The 17,132-nt window shown below is 69.8% G+C and carries 16 protein-coding genes; 7 read left to right on the top strand and 9 right to left on the bottom strand.

The window, feature by feature from the left end; translation table 11 throughout:
• Positions 1–93: 93 nt before the first annotated feature.
• Both HLA95_RS11815 and HLA95_RS11820 read right to left on the bottom strand, forming a co-directional pair.
• Positions 94–618: a GNAT family N-acetyltransferase gene (locus tag HLA95_RS11815; protein ID WP_191057669.1), complete on the bottom strand. Its 525-nt coding sequence runs from the start codon at positions 616–618 to the stop codon at positions 94–96.
• A gap of 10 nt (positions 619–628) precedes the next feature.
• Positions 629–3,895, bottom strand: a complete 3,267-nt coding sequence (locus HLA95_RS11820) for a transglutaminase family protein (RefSeq protein WP_222183415.1) — start codon at positions 3,893–3,895, stop codon at positions 629–631.
• A 296-nt stretch (positions 3,896–4,191) separates the two neighbouring features.
• On the opposite strand from HLA95_RS11820, the gene HLA95_RS11825 reads away from it, so the two are divergent.
• Positions 4,192–4,452 carry a GlsB/YeaQ/YmgE family stress response membrane protein gene (locus tag HLA95_RS11825; RefSeq protein ID WP_191061866.1) on the top strand — a complete coding sequence of 87 codons (261 nt, stop codon included), beginning with the start codon at positions 4,192–4,194 and terminating at the stop codon, positions 4,450–4,452.
• A 100-nt stretch (positions 4,453–4,552) separates the two neighbouring features.
• Here the strand turns inward: HLA95_RS11825 and HLA95_RS11830 are convergent, their stop codons facing one another.
• Positions 4,553–4,804: a DUF2892 domain-containing protein gene (locus HLA95_RS11830; RefSeq protein ID WP_191061660.1), complete on the bottom strand. Its 252-nt coding sequence runs from the start codon at positions 4,802–4,804 to the stop codon at positions 4,553–4,555.
• A 186-nt stretch (positions 4,805–4,990) separates the two neighbouring features.
• Between HLA95_RS11830 and HLA95_RS11835 the strand changes: the two genes are divergently transcribed.
• Complete coding sequence (locus tag HLA95_RS11835) at positions 4,991–6,100, top strand: mannitol dehydrogenase family protein (RefSeq protein ID WP_191061659.1); 1,110 nt, start codon at positions 4,991–4,993, stop codon at positions 6,098–6,100.
• Between the two features lie 7 nt (positions 6,101–6,107).
• On the opposite strand, the gene HLA95_RS11840 is transcribed toward HLA95_RS11835, so the two are convergent.
• Positions 6,108–6,467 (bottom strand): DUF805 domain-containing protein, encoded by a 360-nt coding sequence (locus HLA95_RS11840; RefSeq protein WP_191061658.1) that lies wholly within the window; start codon positions 6,465–6,467, stop codon positions 6,108–6,110.
• A 96-nt stretch (positions 6,468–6,563) separates the two neighbouring features.
• On the opposite strand from HLA95_RS11840, the gene HLA95_RS11845 reads away from it, so the two are divergent.
• Positions 6,564–7,001 carry a DUF4174 domain-containing protein gene (locus tag HLA95_RS11845; RefSeq protein ID WP_191061657.1) on the top strand — a complete coding sequence of 146 codons (438 nt, stop codon included), beginning with the start codon at positions 6,564–6,566 and terminating at the stop codon, positions 6,999–7,001.
• 3 nt (positions 7,002–7,004) lie between these two features.
• Here the strand turns inward: HLA95_RS11845 and HLA95_RS11850 are convergent, their stop codons facing one another.
• Entirely contained in the window at positions 7,005–7,484 is a 480-nt protein-coding gene (locus tag HLA95_RS11850) for a GreA/GreB family elongation factor (RefSeq protein WP_222183416.1), read from the bottom strand.
• Positions 7,485–7,631: 147 nt separating this feature from the next.
• Between HLA95_RS11850 and HLA95_RS11855 the strand changes: the two genes are divergently transcribed.
• From HLA95_RS11855 to HLA95_RS11870, 4 genes are all read left to right on the top strand, one after another.
• Positions 7,632–8,615 (top strand): phosphotransferase enzyme family protein, encoded by a 984-nt coding sequence (locus HLA95_RS11855; RefSeq protein WP_222183417.1) that lies wholly within the window; start codon positions 7,632–7,634, stop codon positions 8,613–8,615.
• Between the two features lie 19 nt (positions 8,616–8,634).
• Positions 8,635–10,005, top strand: a complete 1,371-nt coding sequence (locus tag HLA95_RS11860) for an aspartate aminotransferase family protein (protein WP_322100128.1) — start codon at positions 8,635–8,637, stop codon at positions 10,003–10,005.
• 230 nt (positions 10,006–10,235) lie between these two features.
• Positions 10,236–11,714: a peroxidase family protein gene (locus HLA95_RS11865; protein WP_222183421.1), complete on the top strand. Its 1,479-nt coding sequence runs from the start codon at positions 10,236–10,238 to the stop codon at positions 11,712–11,714.
• 127 nt (positions 11,715–11,841) lie between these two features.
• Positions 11,842–12,966, top strand: a complete 1,125-nt coding sequence (locus HLA95_RS11870) for a zinc-dependent alcohol dehydrogenase family protein (protein ID WP_191059934.1) — start codon at positions 11,842–11,844, stop codon at positions 12,964–12,966.
• Positions 12,967–12,973: 7 nt separating this feature from the next.
• Here HLA95_RS11870 and HLA95_RS11875 read toward each other — a convergent pair whose 3' ends face one another.
• The 4 genes from HLA95_RS11875 to HLA95_RS11890 are packed head-to-tail and all read right to left on the bottom strand — an operon-like array spanning position 12,974 to position 17,102.
• The gene (locus HLA95_RS11875) at positions 12,974–14,026 is read right to left on the bottom strand and encodes an ABC transporter ATP-binding protein (RefSeq protein ID WP_191059935.1); all 1,053 of its coding nucleotides are present in this window, start codon (positions 14,024–14,026) and stop codon (positions 12,974–12,976) included.
• Between the two features lie 7 nt (positions 14,027–14,033).
• The gene (locus HLA95_RS11880; RefSeq protein ID WP_191059936.1) at positions 14,034–14,921 is read right to left on the bottom strand and encodes a carbohydrate ABC transporter permease; all 888 of its coding nucleotides are present in this window, start codon (positions 14,919–14,921) and stop codon (positions 14,034–14,036) included.
• 2 nt (positions 14,922–14,923) lie between these two features.
• A complete protein-coding gene (locus tag HLA95_RS11885) occupies positions 14,924–15,802 on the bottom strand; it encodes a carbohydrate ABC transporter permease (protein ID WP_191059937.1) in 879 nt (292 codons plus the stop codon).
• A gap of 16 nt (positions 15,803–15,818) precedes the next feature.
• Positions 15,819–17,102 (bottom strand): ABC transporter substrate-binding protein, encoded by a 1,284-nt coding sequence (locus HLA95_RS11890; RefSeq protein ID WP_191059938.1) that lies wholly within the window; start codon positions 17,100–17,102, stop codon positions 15,819–15,821.
• Positions 17,103–17,132: the final 30 nt, after the last annotated feature.

Consider the following 17,132-nt stretch of genomic DNA (forward strand, 5'->3'; position numbering starts at 1 on the left):
TGCTGGCTCTTGCTCTGCGCTCACGCGGGAACCACCGTCGCCCCCTGGACGTTACTAACGCTGGACCTGCAGTCCGGAAGGCCCAGCCTAGTGTCAGTCGGGCCCGGTGTCTGCCCCGCTGCCCAGCGGCTTCTGCATGATCACCACGTCCAGCCAGCGGCCGAACTTCCAGCCTACCGCAGCCATGGTGCCGACCATCTCGAACCCGAGGGCGCGATGGACCCTGATCGAGCCGGCATTGGCGGAATCGCCGATCACCGCCAGCGCCTGCCGCAGGCCGGCCGTCTCGCATTGCCGGAGGAGCTCCGCCAGCAGCGCCCGGCCGACCCCGCTGCCCTGGCAGTCCGGCGCGACATAGATCGAGGTCTCGGCCGCATAGCGGTAGGCCGGACGCGGCCGGAACCAGTTGGCATAGGCATAGCCCAGCACGGTTCCCGCCGCGTCGACCGCCACCAGCCAGGGCATGCCACGGCCGGTCACCTCGGCGTGGCGGCGGCGGATCTCGTCGAGACCGGGCGCCTCCAGCTCGAAGCTGCCGGTGCCGGTCTCGACCCAATGGGCATAGATCGCCTGGCAGGCCGCCAGGTCCTGCTCGCGGGTTTGCCGGATGGTGGCCATGAACCCTTCCTCAGTGGCGGCGCAGGTCGAGGGTGAGCGGGAACTCCGGGTCGGGCGACGGCGGCCCCGGCCGGAACGGGCCCTGGCTGTGCCCGGTCCGCTCGAAGCGGGCGAGCCGGCGCGCCTCGGCCTCGTAGGAATTGATCGGGAAGGTCTCGTAGTTGCGCCCGCCCGGATGGGCGACATGATAGGTGCAGCCGCCCAGCGACCTGCCGGCCCACTGGTCGTAGAGGTCGAACACCAGCGGCGCGTGCACGCCGATCGTGGGGTGGAGGCTGGCGGCCGGCTGCCAGGCCCGGAAGCGCACGCCGGCCACCTGCTCGCCATGCGTGCCGGTGGGTGCCAGCGGCAGGGCGATCCGGTTGCAGGTGACCAGGTGCCGGCCGGGCGTGATGCCCTGGACGCGGACCTGCAGGCGCTCCAGCGAGCTGTCGACATAGCGCACCGTGCCGCCGACCGCCCCTTCCTCGCCCATGACGTGCCAGGGCTCCAGCGCCTGACGCAGCTCGAACTGCACGCCCTCGAACTCGGCCTCGCCGCAGACCGGGAAGCGGAACTCCAGATGCGGCGCGAACCACTCGTCCTTCAGGTCGAAGCCGTGCTGGCGCAAATCGCGCAGGACGTCGGTAAAGTCCTGCCACAGGAAGGCCGGCAGCATGAACCGGTCGTGCAGCGAGGTGCCGAAGCGCACCAGCCGGCCCTGCCAGGGCTTTTCCCAGAACCGGCAGATCAGGGCGCGCAGGAGGAGTTGCTGGGCCAGGCTCATGTGGGGATGCGGCGGCATCTCGAAGGCCCGGAACTCCACCAGGCCCAGCCGGCCGGTCGGCCCGTCCGGCGAATAGAGCTTGTCGATGCAGATCTCGGCCCGATGGGTGTTGCCGGTGACGTCGATCAGCAGGTTGCGGAAGATCCGGTCCACCAGCCAGGGCGGCACCTCCCCCTGGCCGGGCAGGGGAACCTGGGCGAGGGCGATCTCCATCTCGTAGAGCTGGTCGTTGCGCGCCTCGTCGATGCGCGGCGCCTGGCTGGTCGGGCCGATGAACAGGCCGCTGAACAGGAAGGACAGGGAAGGATGGTTCTGCCAGCAGCCGATCAGGCTGGCGAGCAGGTCCGGCCGGCGCAGGAATGGGCTGTCGGAGGGCGTGGCGCCGCCCACCACGATGTGGTTGCCGCCGCCCGTCCCGGTATGGCGGCCGTCGATCATGAACTTGTCGGTACCGAGCCGGCTCTGGTGGGCCTCCTCGTAGACGCCCTCGGTGATCGCCACCGCCTCCGGCCAGGATGCGGCCGGGTGGACGTTCACCTCGATCACGCCCGGGTCCGGCGTCACCTTGAGCACGCCGATCCTGGGGTCGTCCGCCGGCGTATAGCCTTCCATCACGATCGGCTGGCCGATCTCCCGGGCAGTCGCCTCCAGGGCCGCCACCAGTTCGACATATTCCACCGCGGAAGGGGTGGGCGGCATGAAGACGTGCAGCGTGCCTCCGCGCGGCTCGACGGCGAGCGCGGTGCGCACCGGCTGACGGGTGGCAGCCACCGGCCGCTCCGAGGCCGGCCGGCGCTCCTGCATCCGGGGGTCGGCGGCTGGCAGCGCGGCATGGGCGGCGAACGGGTCGGCCGGGATGTAGTAGGGATAGTCGGCCTCGGGGAGCCAGGGCAGCGACTGGAGCGGCAGGCGCAGGCCCAGCGGCGAATCGCCCGGGATCAGGAACATCCGGTCCCGGCGCAGCGACCAGCGCTCGCTGGCCCAGCGGCCGAAATGGCGGCTGTTCCAGGGCTGGAGCGGCAGGACGTAGCCCACCGGCGTGTCGAGCCCGCGGTCGAACACCCGGGCCATCCGCGCCCGCTCCTCCGGATCCTTCAGCCTGCTGTCGAGCACGTCGACATTGGGCGGGAGCTGCGCCTCCTTCAGGAGATGGACAGCCGGATCCTCGTAGGCCGCAAGCGCATAGTCCTCCTCCAGCCCCAGCTTCGCGCATAAGCGGTGGATGAACCGCTTGGCATCGGCAGCACCGGCACTGCCCTCCGTCCCGGCCTCGGCGATCAGCTCCGGGTCGTGCCAGAGCAGTTCGCCGTCCTTGCGCCAGTAGAGGCTGAGCGCCCAGCGCGGCAACTGCTCGCCCGGGTACCACTTGCCCTGGCCGAAATGGAGCAGCCCGCCCGGGGCGAACCGGTCGCGCAGCCGGCGGATCAGGTTCTCGGCCAGGCGCCGCTTGATGGGGCCGACGGCCGCCGTGTTCCACTCCGCACCTTCCATGTCGTCGATCGACACGAAGGTCGGCTCTCCGCCGGTGGTGAGCCGGACGTCGCCCTTGGCGAGGCGCCGGTCGACCTCGTGGCCCTCGGCCAAAATCGCCTGCCACTGCTCGTCCGTGTAGGGCCTGGTGACCCGCGGCGTCTCGCGGATCCGGGTCACCTTCATCTCGAAGCCGAAATCGACCTCGGCCGGCTCGACGCCGCCGCTGATGGGTGCTGCGCTCTGCGGCGCGGCGGTGGCGGCCAGCGGGATGTGGCCCTCGCCGGCCAAGAGGCCGGAGGTCGGGTCCAGGCCGATCCAGCCAGCACCCGGGATGAACACCTCGCACCAGGCATGGAGGTCGGTGAAGTCCACCTCCGTGCCCGACGGTCCTTCCAGCGGCTTCACGTCGGGGGTGAGCTGGATCAGGTAGCCGGACACGAAGCGGGCGGCGATGCCGAGCTGCCGCATGATCTGGACCAGCAGCCAGGCGCTGTCGCGGCAGGAGCCGCTGCACTTGCCCAGTGTTTCCTCGGTGGTCTGGATGCCGGGCTCCATGCGGACCACGTAGCCGATCGCCTGCTGCAGCCGCCGGTTCAGGTCGACGATGAAGTCGACCGTGTTGGTCATCTCGCGCGAAATCCCGGCGAGGAAGGCGGAGAGCAGCGGCCCCGGCGCCTCCACCTCGAGATAGGGCAGGAGTTCCTTCTTCAGGTCGTTGGCATAAGCGAACGGCCACTGCGCGGCCGTGTCCTCGACGAAGAACTCGAACGGGTTGAACACGGCCATCTCGGCGACGAGGTCGACCTCGACGACGAAGTGGTCGGTCTTCTCGGGGAAGACGAAGCGCGCCTGCCAGTTGCCGAACGGGTCCTGCTGCCAGTTGATGAAGTGTTCCTCGGGCTGGACCTTCAGTGAGTAGCTCAGGATGCGGCCGCGCGTGTGCGGGGCCGGCCGCAGGCGCACGATCTGCGGCCCCAGTACGACGCGCCGAGCATAGCGGTAGCTGGTCCGATGGTGCAGGGCGACGTGGATCGCCATGGTGAAGCCTTTCCCAAGGATCGACCTGCCCGACAGCAAGCCGCGTGCCGCCGCACCATGGCGGCAGCCAGAAGCGTCCGGAAGAGGCGCATTGCCTGTGTTCGGGGCAGCCGGACGGCGTGCTGCCGGCGGAACGTGCAACAGCACCGCCGCGGCAGGAACAGCCCTGCTTCCCCAGAAAGAGTCGCCGCCGCGACGGAAGGCCGGAACGTCGGCGGCTTGTGTAGTTTTATGGAAGGCACTGCGCACCTAGCGCACGTCGAACCACCAGAACCACGCACCGGGATTGGGCTGTCATGGGCATCATCTGGACCATCATCATCGGCTTCGTCGCCGGACTCATCGCCAAGTGGATCATGCCGGGCGACAAGGAGCCGAGCGGCTTCATCCTCACGACGATCCTGGGCATCGTCGGTGCCTTCGTCGCCACCTATCTCGGCCAGGCGATCGGCTGGTACCGGGCCGGCGAAGGGGCGGGCTTCATCGGTGCGATCGTCGGCGCCATCATCGTCCTGGCCATCTACGGCATGATCGCAGGCCGGCGCTCGCGGGTCTGACCGCCGCTCGCCCGCCCGGCTGCGGCTCCGGGCGGGCGACGGCACCATCACGCCGCCACCGGCCTGGCTTCCTGATGATCGCGGCTCGATCCGCCTGATCTCACCCCGGCTCGATCATGGGCCGCGAGCCGGCCCGCTCCTCGTCGATCATCGCCTTGAGCGGGCAGGAGCCTTCCGCACCGCGCCAGGCCAGATAGGCGCCGGCACCGAGTGCTGCCACGCTCAACAGCGGGTTCGGACGCGGCCTGGCACCGGCGGCGGCCAGGACCAGCCCGCCCAGCAGATAGGCGCCCCGCTGCATCGGCGTGAGCTCGCCGTGTTTGTGCGCATGGCTCACCGGAAGATCGTCCATCGCCTCACTCCTTCTGCGTTCGGCCGGTCGATGCCGGTCATGTCCCAGGCAAACGGGGTGTGAAACCGCCGGTTCCGGCATGGCTGCCCCGCCTTGTCGCGAGGCAGGGTCTGGCTGTGCCGCGCGATGGCCCCTAGGGTCCGGGCACCGGACATAGGGCCGAAGCCGAAGGGACGAGAGGAAGCCATGCACCCTGCCATCCTGCAGTTCGGGACCGGACGGCTGCTCCAGGCCCATGCCGACCTGATGCTCGACGAGGCGCTGGCCGCCGGCAAGGCAGCCGGGCCGGTGGTGGCGGTCACCACCAGCGGCACGCCGGAAGCGGCCAAACGCGCGGCAGCCCTGGCCTACGGGGCCGGCTTCCCGGTCCATATCCGCGGCCTGGTGGATGGCGAGACGGTCGACCGGCAGGTGCAGGTGACCAGCGTCGTCAAGGCACTGGACGCGGTCACCCAGTGGGAGGAAGTGCGGGCCGACGCTGTGGACCCGCAGGTGCGGGCTTGGCTCAGCAACACGGCCGACCGCGGCTACGAGCTGCATCCAGAGGACGATGGTGCCACGCCGGTGCCGCGCTCCTTTCCCGGCAAGCTGGTCCGGCTGCTCCAGGCGCGGCACGAGGCGGGCGGCGCGCCGCTGTCGATCTTCCCGCTGGAGCTGATCACCGACAACGGCAAGGCGCTGCGCGGCATCGTCACCGGGCTCGCCAGGGAGTGGGGGGCTTCGGCCGCTTTCCTGCGCTGGCTGGAGGGCGAGGTGGTGTTCGCCGACAGCCTGGTCGACCGGATCGTCAGCGAGCCGATCGAGCCGGTGGGTGCCGTGGCGGAGCCCTATGCGCTCTGGGCGATCCGCCAGGCACCCGGCCTATTCGTGCCGCTGGAACATCCCGACGTGGTGGTGACCGAGGATCTGGAGCGCTATGCTCGGCTCAAGCTGTTCATCCTGAACCTCGGCCATACTTGGCTGGCCGAGCGCTGGCTGCTGGACCGGCGCGACCCGGACGAGATCGTGCTGCAGATCCTGCAGGACGCCGACATGGTGGCCAGCCTCGACCGGGTCTATGACGAGGAGGTGCTGCCGGTGTTCGTGGCCATGGGCTTGGGCGAGCAGGCCGTGGCCTACCGGCGGACGGTCATGGAGCGCTTCGCCAACCCGTTCCTGCGCCACCGCCTGGCCGACATCGCGCACAATCACGCCGCCAAGAAGGAGCGGCGCTTCGGCGGCCTGATCGAGCTGTCGCGCCAGTACCTGCCGGACCACCCCACGCCGCTCCTGGACGGCGCCTTGGCGCGCGGCTGAGCGCCGGTCAGGCCGGCGGCGGGCCGAACCGGTTCGGCCCGGGCGTGCCGGGCAGGCAGAACCAGACGAGCAGCACGATCTGGCCCACCACCGGCACGAAATGGAGCAGCAGCCACCAGCCGCTGCGGTCCCGGTCGTGCAGGCGGCGCACCGCCACCGCCAGCCAGGGCAGCAGCAGGACCAGCCAGACGAGCGTGCTGAGCGGACCGTTCACGCTGTGGCGGAACAGGACGGCGTCCAGCACGCCGGCCGCGAAGATCGCGATCAGGTAGAACAGGAAGAAGTACCAATATTCGGCGCGGGCCGCGCGTCCCTGGATGGTGGCGAACTTGTGGAAGCAGGTTCTGACCGCGGTCTGGAAGTCCATCTGCCGCCTTTCCATGCGTGATCCGGCCCGGCCGGCCCTGCGTAGTGCCCGGGGAGCCAGCGCTCCAGGGCCGGCCTTCCTGATCGGGATGCTAGGATGCAAGTGACCCGAAGTCTTGCGGTGCTCGTGTCGCTGCTCGTCGCCACGCTCGCCACCGGAGCCGCCGCCATGGAGCCCTTGGACAGCTATCGCTGGCAGAACCGGGTGCTGGTGCTGTTCGCCAGGTCCGGCGACCCGCAGCTCCAGGCCCAGCGCGACGAGCTCCTGCCCGTCCGGGATCAGCTCGACGAGCGCGACCTCGTGATCTTCGCCGTGATCGACGGTCGGCGGATCGAGCCGGTCCATGGCCAGGCACCCGCGGACGATCAGGCAGCCCCGCTGCTGGCCGCGTTCGACCTGCCTGCCGATGCCGGCTTCACCGCACTGCTGGTGGGCAAGGATGGCGGGGTGAAGTGGCAGGCGAACCGGCCGGCACGGCAGGGGGAGCTGTTCGGCCTGATCGACGCGATGCCGATGCGTCGCAACGAGCGCTGAGCCTCAGCCCGCTGTGAGCGGCTCGATCGCCAGGATCTCCAGCTCCGCGTCGCCGAACCGGACGGTCTCGCCCTCCTCCAGCCCGATCAGCGCCTGGGCCAACGGCGCCGTCCAGGCGATCAGGCCGTCTTCCGGCCGGGTCTCGTCCTCGCCCACCAGCCCCAGCGTCTGCCGGCTGCCGTCCGCGCGCGCCAGCGTCACCCGGCAGCCGAAGCGGACCTCCTCAGGTCCTGCCGGCGGCGGGGTCACCTCGGCGCTGGCCACCCGTGCCTGCCAGTAGCGCAGCTCCCGGCCGATCCGGGCCTGGGCCGCCCGGTCATCCGCAGGAGTGGCGGCCTCCTTGCGTCGCCACTCGGCGAGGATCGCCTGGATGCGCTGGTGGCCCCATGGCGTGATCAGGTTGCGGTTCGGGCTGATCGGCCGGTCCGGCAGCTCGTCGATGGCGCTGTCGCCGTCCGGCTCCTTCACGAACGCGCGGCTCATTTCTTGCCTGCCTGCCCTGCTGCCTGCCCCAATGGGAGAGGCTAGACCCGCGGCGACCGCGGGCGCAACCGTCCGGGGCCGGTAGGCCCTGTTGTTGAAACTGGCACAAGAATCGTTGTATCTGCCACTATCGCTCGTGAGGGGTTCATGTACGACGTTGCGTTCCTGGGACGGCTCGAGAACGGCCTGCGCACGGCACTGCCTGGCTGGGGCCTGCCGGGCGACACGAAGCTGCGCCTGCTGACCATCTCCGAGAACGCCACCTTCCTGGTCGAGCCTCCGGGCGACGCGCCGATCGTCTTCCGCGTGCACCGCCCGGCCTACCATACCGAGGAGGAGATCCTCTCCGAGCTGGCCTGGATCGGCGCCCTGCGCGCCGACGACGCGGTCGCCACGCCCAGGCCGCTGCCGACCACCGATGGCCGGCTGCTGGGCTCGTTCGGCGAGGGTACCGACCGCCGCCATGTCGCCGCCTTCGAGTTCATGAGCGGCCAGGAACCTGCGGCATCCGCCGATTCGGTGCCGTGGTTCCGCCAGCTCGGCGCGATCAGCGCCCGCCTGCACGGCCATACCCGCGCCTGGCAGCGGCCGGGCAGCTTCCGGCGCAAGACCTGGGACTTCGACGCGATGCTCGGCAGCCGGCCGCTCTGGGGCGACTGGCGGGCCGGGCTGGGGCTCACGCCCGAGGGCCGCGTCCTCCTGGAGCGCACGGCGGACGTGCTGGCCGGCCGCCTTGCCGCCTACGGTCATGGGCCGGACCGCTTCGGGCTGATCCATGCCGACCTGCGCCTGGCCAATCTCCTGGTGGAAGGCGACCGGCTCGGCATCATCGACTTCGACGACTGCGGCTTTTCCTGGTTCATGTACGACTTCGCCGCCGCGGTCAGCTTCTTCGAGGACGATCCGGCGATCCCCGCACTGCAGGCGGCCTGGATCGAGGGCTATCGCAGCGTCGCCCCGGTGAGTGCCGAGGATCTGGCGATGATGCCGGTCTTCCTGATGCTGCGCCGGGTGCTGCTGACCGCCTGGATCGCCTCGCATGCCGAGACCCCGACCGCCCAGGAGATGGGCGTGCCCTATACCGAGGGCACGGTGGCCATGGCCGAACGCTTCCTCACCGAACACGCCTGACATCGCCGGAGAAGACCCCGTGCCGGACGCCGAGACCCTTCCCGAGAGCCAGCAGATCCTGACGCTCAACGCCTTCGACGCGCGGCAGGTGGGCGGGCTGCCGCCTGCCACCGCGGAACTGGTCCAGCGCCGGCAGCAGACCTTCGGCCCGACCTCGGTCCTGTTCTACCAGGAGCCGATGCATGTCGTGTCGGCGGAAGGCGTGTGGATGACCACGGCGGACGGGCGCCGCTACCTGGACGTCTACAACAACGTCCCCTCGGTCGGGCACTGCCACCCGCGCGTGGTGGAGGCGATCGCCAGCCAAGCGGCGACGCTCAACACCCACACCCGCTATCTCTACGACGTCATCCACACTTATGCCGAACGGCTGCTCGCCACCTACCCGGCCGGGCTGGACAAGGTGACCTTCACCTGCACCGGCAGCGAGAGCAACGACCTGGCCCTGCGCATCGCCGCCGCGGCCACCGGCAAGCGCGGCATCGTGGTCACCGACAACGCCTATCACGGCAACACGCTGGCGGTGACCGAGGTCTCGCCCTCCTCGATGCCCGGCAAGCCCCTGCCGCCGCATGTCCGGGTGGTGCGGGCCCCGGACGTCTATCATGCGCCCGCCGACGATCTGGGCCAGCGCTTCGCCGCCGAGTTGCAGGAGGCGATCGACAGCCTGGAAGAGTCCGGCTTCGGCTTTGCCGCCTTCCTGGCCGACACGATCTTCTCCAGCGACGGCATCTATGCCGATCCTGTGGGCTTCCTGAAGCCGGCGATCGAGGCGGTGCACCGGGCGGGCGGCCTGTTCATCGCGGATGAGGTCCAGCCGGGCTTCGGGCGGACCGGGGACGCGATGTGGGGCTTCATGCGCCATGGCGTCCTCCCGGACATCGTCACCATGGGCAAGCCCATGGGCAACGGCTTCCCGATGGGCGGGGTCGTGTCGCGCAGCGAGCTGCTGGAAGCCTTCACCAGGAGTGTCGGCTACTTCAACACGTTCGGCGGCAACCCGGTGGCCGCGGCGGCGGGGCTGGCCGTGCTCGACGTGATCCGGGACGAGCAGCTCGTCGAGAACGCGGCCGCGGTCGGCCGCCACCTGCGCGACGGCCTGCGGGGGCTTGCCGGCAACGGCCATCCGGAGATCGGCGACGTGCGCGGCGCCGGGCTGTATGTCGGGGTCGAGTTCGTGCGCGACCCGCTCACCCGCCAGCCGGCCCCGGAGCTCGCGACGCGGGTGATCAACGGGCTGCATCGCAAGCAGATCCTGATCGGCGCTGCCGGCCGGCACGGCAATGTCCTGAAGATCCGGCCGCCACTGGCCTTCTCGAACGACAACGCGGATCAACTGGTCTCGGCACTGGGTGAGGTGCTGGAGGAAGCGCCCGCTCCCTCGAGGTGACGCAGATCACCGAGCATTCGTCCGATCCGGGATAAGTTCCGGGGCGTGGGGCAGGATCACCCGCCCGGCCGTTTCCCCCGCGGCCGCCGGAACGACATCGCAGGTATTTTCCCGCTGTCCGGATAGTCTCGTCGCGATCCTGCCCCTCCTTTCCCAGCAGCGGCCGGCATGCATGCCGGCCGGGACAGGGCCTGCGGCAGTTCCCCGATCATCGCAACGAGGAAACGGACATGCACGGTTTTGCCGATCGCGGCCTTGATGCGCCGCGTGGTCGCTTCGCCTCCACCGGCCGGTTCGGCCGGATGTTCCCGGAACTGCGCTCGTTGCGCGACTTCGCGCCCGGCCCTGCCGAGCTCGGCCGGGCGGGCGGCGCCATGGATGGCGGCAACCCGCCACCCACCGACACCTCGCAGAACAATCCCCGGATCAAGGCCGGCTACACCTTTCTCGGCCAGTTCATCGACCACGACCTGACGCTGGATGCCACCTCCATCCTGGAGCAGCAGGTCGACGTGAACGCCACCCACAATTTCCGCACGCCGGCGCTGGAGCTGGATTCGGTCTATGGGCTGGGCCCGGCCGTGCAGCCCTTCCTCTACGACCGCGCCAAGCCGTTCCACCTGCTCGTCTCGGAGGACGAAGGCGACCTGCCGCGCAACCGCCAGGGCACCGCGATCATCGGTGACCCGCGCAACGACGAGAACGTCATCGTCTCCCAGCTCCACCTCCTGTTCCTGAAGTTCCACAACAAGGTGCTGGACGACCATACCGACCCGGCACTCGGTGGCCGGGAGCGGTTCGAGGCGGCGCAGAAGCTGGTCCGCTGGCATTACCAGTGGATCGTGCTGCACGAGTTCCTGGCCCGCACCGTGGGTACCCATCAGGTCGGGCGGGCCCTGGCGGATCCGGCCTTCCTCTACCCGGGCGAGCCGTTCATGCCGGTGGAGTTCAGCGTCGCCGCCTACCGGCTGGGCCACAGCCAGGTGCGCCCGGGCTACCTGCTGGGCCCCGACCGGGCAGCCGCCCTGTTCCCGGACGATCCGTCCGCCCAGGAGGCGGTGACCGACCTGCGCGGCGGGCGGCCGGTGCCGCCCGAGCTGCGCATCGACTGGCAGGCCTTCTTCGGGCCGGATGCCCAGCCCAGCAAGTTCCTGGACACGCGGATCTCGACCGTGCTGCTGCGCCTGCCGGACGGGGTCGTGCCGCCCGGCACGCCGGACGCGTTCCGCTCGCTGGCGACCCGCAACCTGCAGCGCGGCCTGGACCTGCGCCTGCCGTCCGGCCAGGACGTCGCCGCCTATCTCTGCCAGCCTGCCCTGAGTGACGCCGAGCTCTGGCAGGGCGTCCAGGGCGGACACGGCCCGGCACCGTTGTGGTTCTACATTCTGCGCGAGGCGGAGCAGCGGGCTGGTGGCCAGCGGCTCGCCGGCGTGGGAGCCGAGATCGTCGCCCGGACCTTCGTGGCGCTGCTCCTGGCCGACCGGGCCTCGTTCCTGGCCCAGGACCCGCGCTGGACGCCGACCCTGCCCTCCCGCCATGCCGGCCGGTTCACCATGACCGATCTCGTCAACCTGACGCTCGGCACGAGCCTCGAATCCGAGGATGTCTCGGCCCTGCCCGGCGACGACGCCGCGATGCCGGCCGAGCCGCCGGCGCATCAGCGGTGGCAATGGCCGGGCGGCAACGGCCAGCGCAGCCGCGCCGCCTGACGTCCGCCTGCCGGAGTGCCGCGAGCCGATGCCCCGGGGCATCGGCTCGCCTGGCCTATTCCGCCATTGACGCGGCCACCCTCCCGGCGGTGATCTCCCGCCGGTCCGGACCATGGGAGGAGCCGCAGTGAAGATCCGCGCAGCAGTCCTGCACGAGGCACCCAAGGCCCCTCCGTTCGCGGCCTCGCGCCCGCTTGCGATCGAGACGGTCGAGCTGGCGCCGCCTGGGCTTGGCGAGGTGCTGGTGCGGATCGGTGCCGCGGGCCTCTGTCACTCCGACCTGTCGGTGATCAACGGCGACCGGCCCCGGCCCGTGCCGATGGTGCTGGGGCACGAGGCGTCGGGCGTGGTGGAGCGATGCGGCGCCGGGGTCGACGACCTGGTGCCGGGCGATCACGTGATCATGGTGTTCGTGCCGTCCTGCGGGCACTGCACCTGCTGCAGCGAGGGTCGCCCGGCCCTATGCGAGCCGGGCAACGCCAGCAACGGCCAGGGCAGCCTCCTGTCCGGCGAGCGGCGCCTGTCCCTGGGCGGCCAGCCGGTCCACCACCATATCGGCGTGTCCGCCTTTGCCGAGCATGCGGTCGTGTCGCGCCGCTCGCTGGTCAAGGTCGACCGCGAACTGCCCCTGGAGATCGCCGCCCTGTTCGGCTGCGCGGTGCTGACCGGCGTCGGTGCCGTCGCTAATACCGCGCGGATCCGGGCAGGCGAGACCGTGGCGGTGGTGGGTCTCGGCGGGGTCGGGCTCAGCGCCGTGCTGGGTGCCCTGGCCGCGGGTGCGGCGCAGGTGATTGCGGTCGACCTCGCCCAGGACAAGCTGGCGCTCGCCCGTGACCTCGGTGCCACCGACACCTTCAATGCCGGCGATCCCGGTGTCGTCGATGCGGTGCGCGCTGCCACCGGCGGCGGCGTCGACCACGCACTCGAGATGGCGGGCTCGGCCAGGGCCCTGGAATTGGCCTTCGACCTCACGCGCCGCGGCGGCGTCACCACCACGGCCGGCCTCGCCAACCCGGCCGCCCGCTTCCCGCTCAACCCCGTGCGCCTGGTCGCCGAGGAGCGCACGCTGCGCGGCAGCTATGTCGGCAGCTGCATCCCCAGCCGCGACATCCCACGGTTCGTTTCGCTCTATCGGGCCGGCCGCCTGCCGGTCGACCGCCTGCTGACCAGCCGGGGCCGCCTCGCCGACATCAACGAAGGCTTCGACCTCTTGGCCTCGGGCCAGACCATCCGCCATGTCATCACGCCCTGACCTTGCGTCACGGCCAGTCGATGCGCGCGCCCGAGCCGTCGAAGACATGGCTCCGGCGTGGCTGCGGGCGAAGCTGCACGCTGTCGCCGGGCCGGAGGTCGGACTTGTCCCGCTGCTCGACGGTCAGGAGGTCGGTCAGGCCCTCAATGCGCAGGTGGACCAGGCTGACATTGCCCAACTGCTCGACCAGCACGACCTCCGCCGGCACCGCACCTTCAGTCGGCGAAGCGTGAATCTCGAACCCGTCCGGCCGCACACCCAGCGTCGCGGCCTGCCTTGGCGGCGCCAGGAGTTCCAGCCACGGCGCCACTTGGCCCCCAGTGCCATCCAGCGGCACGAAGTTCATGCGCGGCTGGCCCAGGAAGCCCGCGACGAAGCGGTTGGCGGGACGCTCGTAGAGTTCCAGCGGTGCGCCCTGCTGCTCGATCCGGCCGCCGTTGAGCACCACGATCCGCTCGGCCAGCGTCATCGCCTCGACCTGGTCGTGGGTGACGTAGATCATGGTGGTATCGAGCTGGCGGTGCAGCCGGGCGATCTCGACCCGCATCTGCGCGCGCAGGCCGGCATCGAGGTTGGACAGCGGTTCGTCGAACAGGAACACGTCCGGCTCGCGGGTGATCGCCCGGCCGATCGCGACCCGCTGGCGCTGTCCGCCCGAGAGTTCCTTCGGCCGGCGGTCGAGCAGGCCCTCGAGCTGGAGCGTGGCCGCTGCCGTCCGCACCCGCCGTTCGATCTCCCCCCGGTCCGTGCCCAGCATGCGCAGGGCAAAGCCCATGTTCTCCCGCACGGTCATGTGCGGGTAGAGCGCGTAGGACTGGAACACCATGGCGATGCCGCGGTCGGCCGCGGCCACCTGGTTGGCGGGGCGCCCGCCGATCAGGAGCTCGCCGGCGCTGATCGATTCCAGCCCGGCGATCATCCGCAGGAGGGTGGACTTGCCGCAGCCCGAGGGGCCCACGAACACGACCAGCTCGCGGTCCCGGATCGACAGGTCGACGCCCTCCACCGCGGTGAAGGCGCCAAAGCGCTTGGTGACGTTCCTGAGCTCGACCGATGCCACCGCTACGTCATCCCTTGACCGAGCCGCTGAGCAGCCCTTCGACCACGAACCGCCAGACCAGCACCACCAGCACCAGCGTGGGCACGATCGCGATGAAGATGGCGGTGTTGAGCAGGCTCCACGACACGTCGGTGTTGCGTGCCAGCGCCGCCATCACCACCGAGACCGGCCGGGCACCCGCGTCGCCCGAGAGCACCATCGCGAACATGTACTCGGAATAGGAGAGCATGAAGGCGAACAGGCCGGTGGCGCCGATCGATGGCAGCGCCAGCGGCAGGGCGATCCGCCAGAAGGCCTGGAAGCGGCTGCAATGGTCCAGCGTGGCGGCCTCGAACAGCTCGGCCGGCATCTTGCGGAAGAACACGGACAGGATCAGCACGGTGAATGGCAGCGCCCTGGCCGTGTGCACCAGGATGATGCCGGTGCGGGTGCCGAGCAGGCCCATGGACTGGAGCATGATGTAGATGGGCGTGACCAGTGCCACGGCCGGCACGAGCGGGCTCAGGATCAGGAACAGGAAGGACAGTTTCTTGCCCGGGAACAGGTAGCGGGCGAACAGAAAGGCGGCGGGCGCACCCAGGAGGATGTTCAGGACCATCGCGGAGAGCGCGATGATCCCGCTGTTGACCAGGCTCGCCGGCACCTGCCGGGCGGCATCCGAGATCATCGCCCGGTTGGCGTTCTCCGCCTGATAGGCCTGCGGCAGCTCGCCGGTGAACACGTAGCGGTAGCCGTCGAAGTTCAGCCCCTCGGCGAACAGGCTCTTGCCCTGGTCGAGCAGCACCCGGTCGGGAATCAGGCTGCCGAGCAGGGACAGAAGGACCGGCCCGCCGGTGAACAGCAGGATCAGGGCCGCGAACAGCCCGGTCGTCCAGGGGTTCGCCCGGCCCGCCATCGTCACTCGCTCCCGAACAGGTCGGACGGCAGGGCGCGGGTGATCGCCAGGATCAGCACGGCCGAGATCAGCACCACGATGAAGGCCACCGCGGAGCCGGCACCGAAATCATACATGGAGAAGCTTTCCCGCCAGATCTGGAAGGACAGCAGCGTCGTGGCCGTGCCCGGCCCGCCGCCGGTCATGGCATAGACTAGGTCGTAGCTCGTGAACGCGGTGAGTGCGTTGTAGACGATCAGCACCACGATCATCGCCTTGATCTCGGGAAAGATCACGTACCAGAAGCGCCGCCACGAGCTCTTGCAGTCGATGGCGGCAGCTTCCAGCGTTTCCGGGTTGATCGCGGCGAGCGCCGCCATCACCAGCACCACGGTGAACGGGATCTGCGTCCAGACATGGGCGACCACCACCGAGACGAAGGCCAGGCGCGGCGAGGTGAGCCAGCCGATCGAGCCCTCGATCAGATGGAGGTCGCGCAGGAGCCCGTTCAGCACGCCGAAGCTCGGGTGGAACACCCAGATCCACAGGACGGCACTGATCGCACCCGGCAGCACCCAGGGCAGCAGCACGATCGAGCGCACCACCTGCACGCCGAAGAAGCGGCGGCGCAGGAACAGGGCGATCAGCGTGCCCAGCACCACCACCAGGGGCGCTGCCGCCGCCGTGAAGACCAGCGAGTTGGTCAGCGCGTCCTGGAAGTAGTTGCTCTGGATGACCCGCAGATAGTTGTCGAGGCCGACGAACGGCTCGCCCGGGAACAGCAACATCACCGAATGCAGGCTGGTCCACAGCGCATATGCCACCGGGTAGAGCGTCATCAGCGCCACCGGCAGCAGGGCCGGGAGCAGCCAGAGGGCCGGATAGCGGCGGATCTCCCACATGGGGACGGGAGGCTGGTCAGCGGCTGGCGAACTGCTCCTTGAGCTGGTTCCAGCGCTCCGCCCCGTCCTTCATGGTCTGCTCGACGCTGGCCTCGCCGACCATCGCCTTGGCGAGCAGCGGGCGGAAATAGGCCGACCAGACCGAGCTGAACTCGGTATAGGTGCCGGCACGCGCCCGCTCCGCCTGAGCACCCAGCTCCTTCACGTCCGCCCACTTGCCCCAGGCCTCGATCACGTCCTGGTCCTGGAACAAAGGCAGCTGGCCGAAGCCCAGGCCCTTTTCCACCGCCCAGCGCTTGGCGACCGTGTAGGGCTTGCCGGCCATGAAGTTGACGAGCTTCCAGGCGGCCACCGCGCGCTCCGGATCGTCCGCCGCCTGCCGGGTGATCACGTAGGACTTGGCGAAGCCCAGCGTGGAATGGGTGGCACCCGGCATCGGGGCCAGGGCGAACTCGCCGGCGCGCGGCTGGTCGGCCACGTTGTTCAGCGCCGCCAGCACGTAGGTATAGACGATCGTGAAGGCATGCTGCCCCGTATTCATCGCCGGGATGATCTTGGATTCGTGGGTCTCGGCCTGCACCAGGCCCTTGGACCAGGCATCCGCCAGCCAGGCGAGCTGCTGGTACGCACCGTTCCCCGGGTCGGCGAACAGCGGGTTCAGCTCCGCGTCGAACAGCTCGGCACCGCGGCCATAGGCCTGCGCCACGAAGGCATCGTAGAAGTTCGGCAGCTCCTGGTTGTACTCGTAGACGATCGGCTTATCCATGCCGCCCGCCTTCAGCTTCTCGGCCGCGGCCGTGACCTCCTCCCAGGTGGTCGGGACGGCGATGCCGGCATCCGCCAGGATCTTCTTGTTGTAGATGAACGAGATCGTGTCGGCGTAGTAGGGCAGGCCGTAGATCTTGCCGTCATAGGTGACGTCGGTGCGGGCAAAGCCGGCGACGTCGGCCGCCAGCGCCTCGATCTCCTCCTTGGGCGCCACGTCTTCCAGGGGTGCGATGAAGCCGGCCGAGCCCCAGGCCGGCAACCAATCCTGACCGCCATAGACCACGTCGGTCGGCGTGTTGCCGCGGATGCGCAGGATCAGGCTGTCCTGGTAGTCCGGCCAGGTATAGTCGGTCAGGTTGACCTTGATGCCGGGATTTTCCGCCTCGAACTGCCGGATATTGTCCTGGATGGTTTCCAGCGAATAGTTCCAGACCACGAATTCCAGGGTGACGTCCTGGGCCTGGCCCGGCTGGGCGGCCATGAAGCTGCCGGCGAGCAGCGTGGCGGCGGCGAGCACTGTCCTGCGCTTCATCGTTCTTACCTCCCGGCCAGCACCCTGTCC

Origin of the sequence: Geminicoccus harenae, assembly GCF_019800005.1 — a bacterium.
Lineage (GTDB): Bacteria > Pseudomonadota > Alphaproteobacteria > Geminicoccales > Geminicoccaceae > Geminicoccus > Geminicoccus harenae.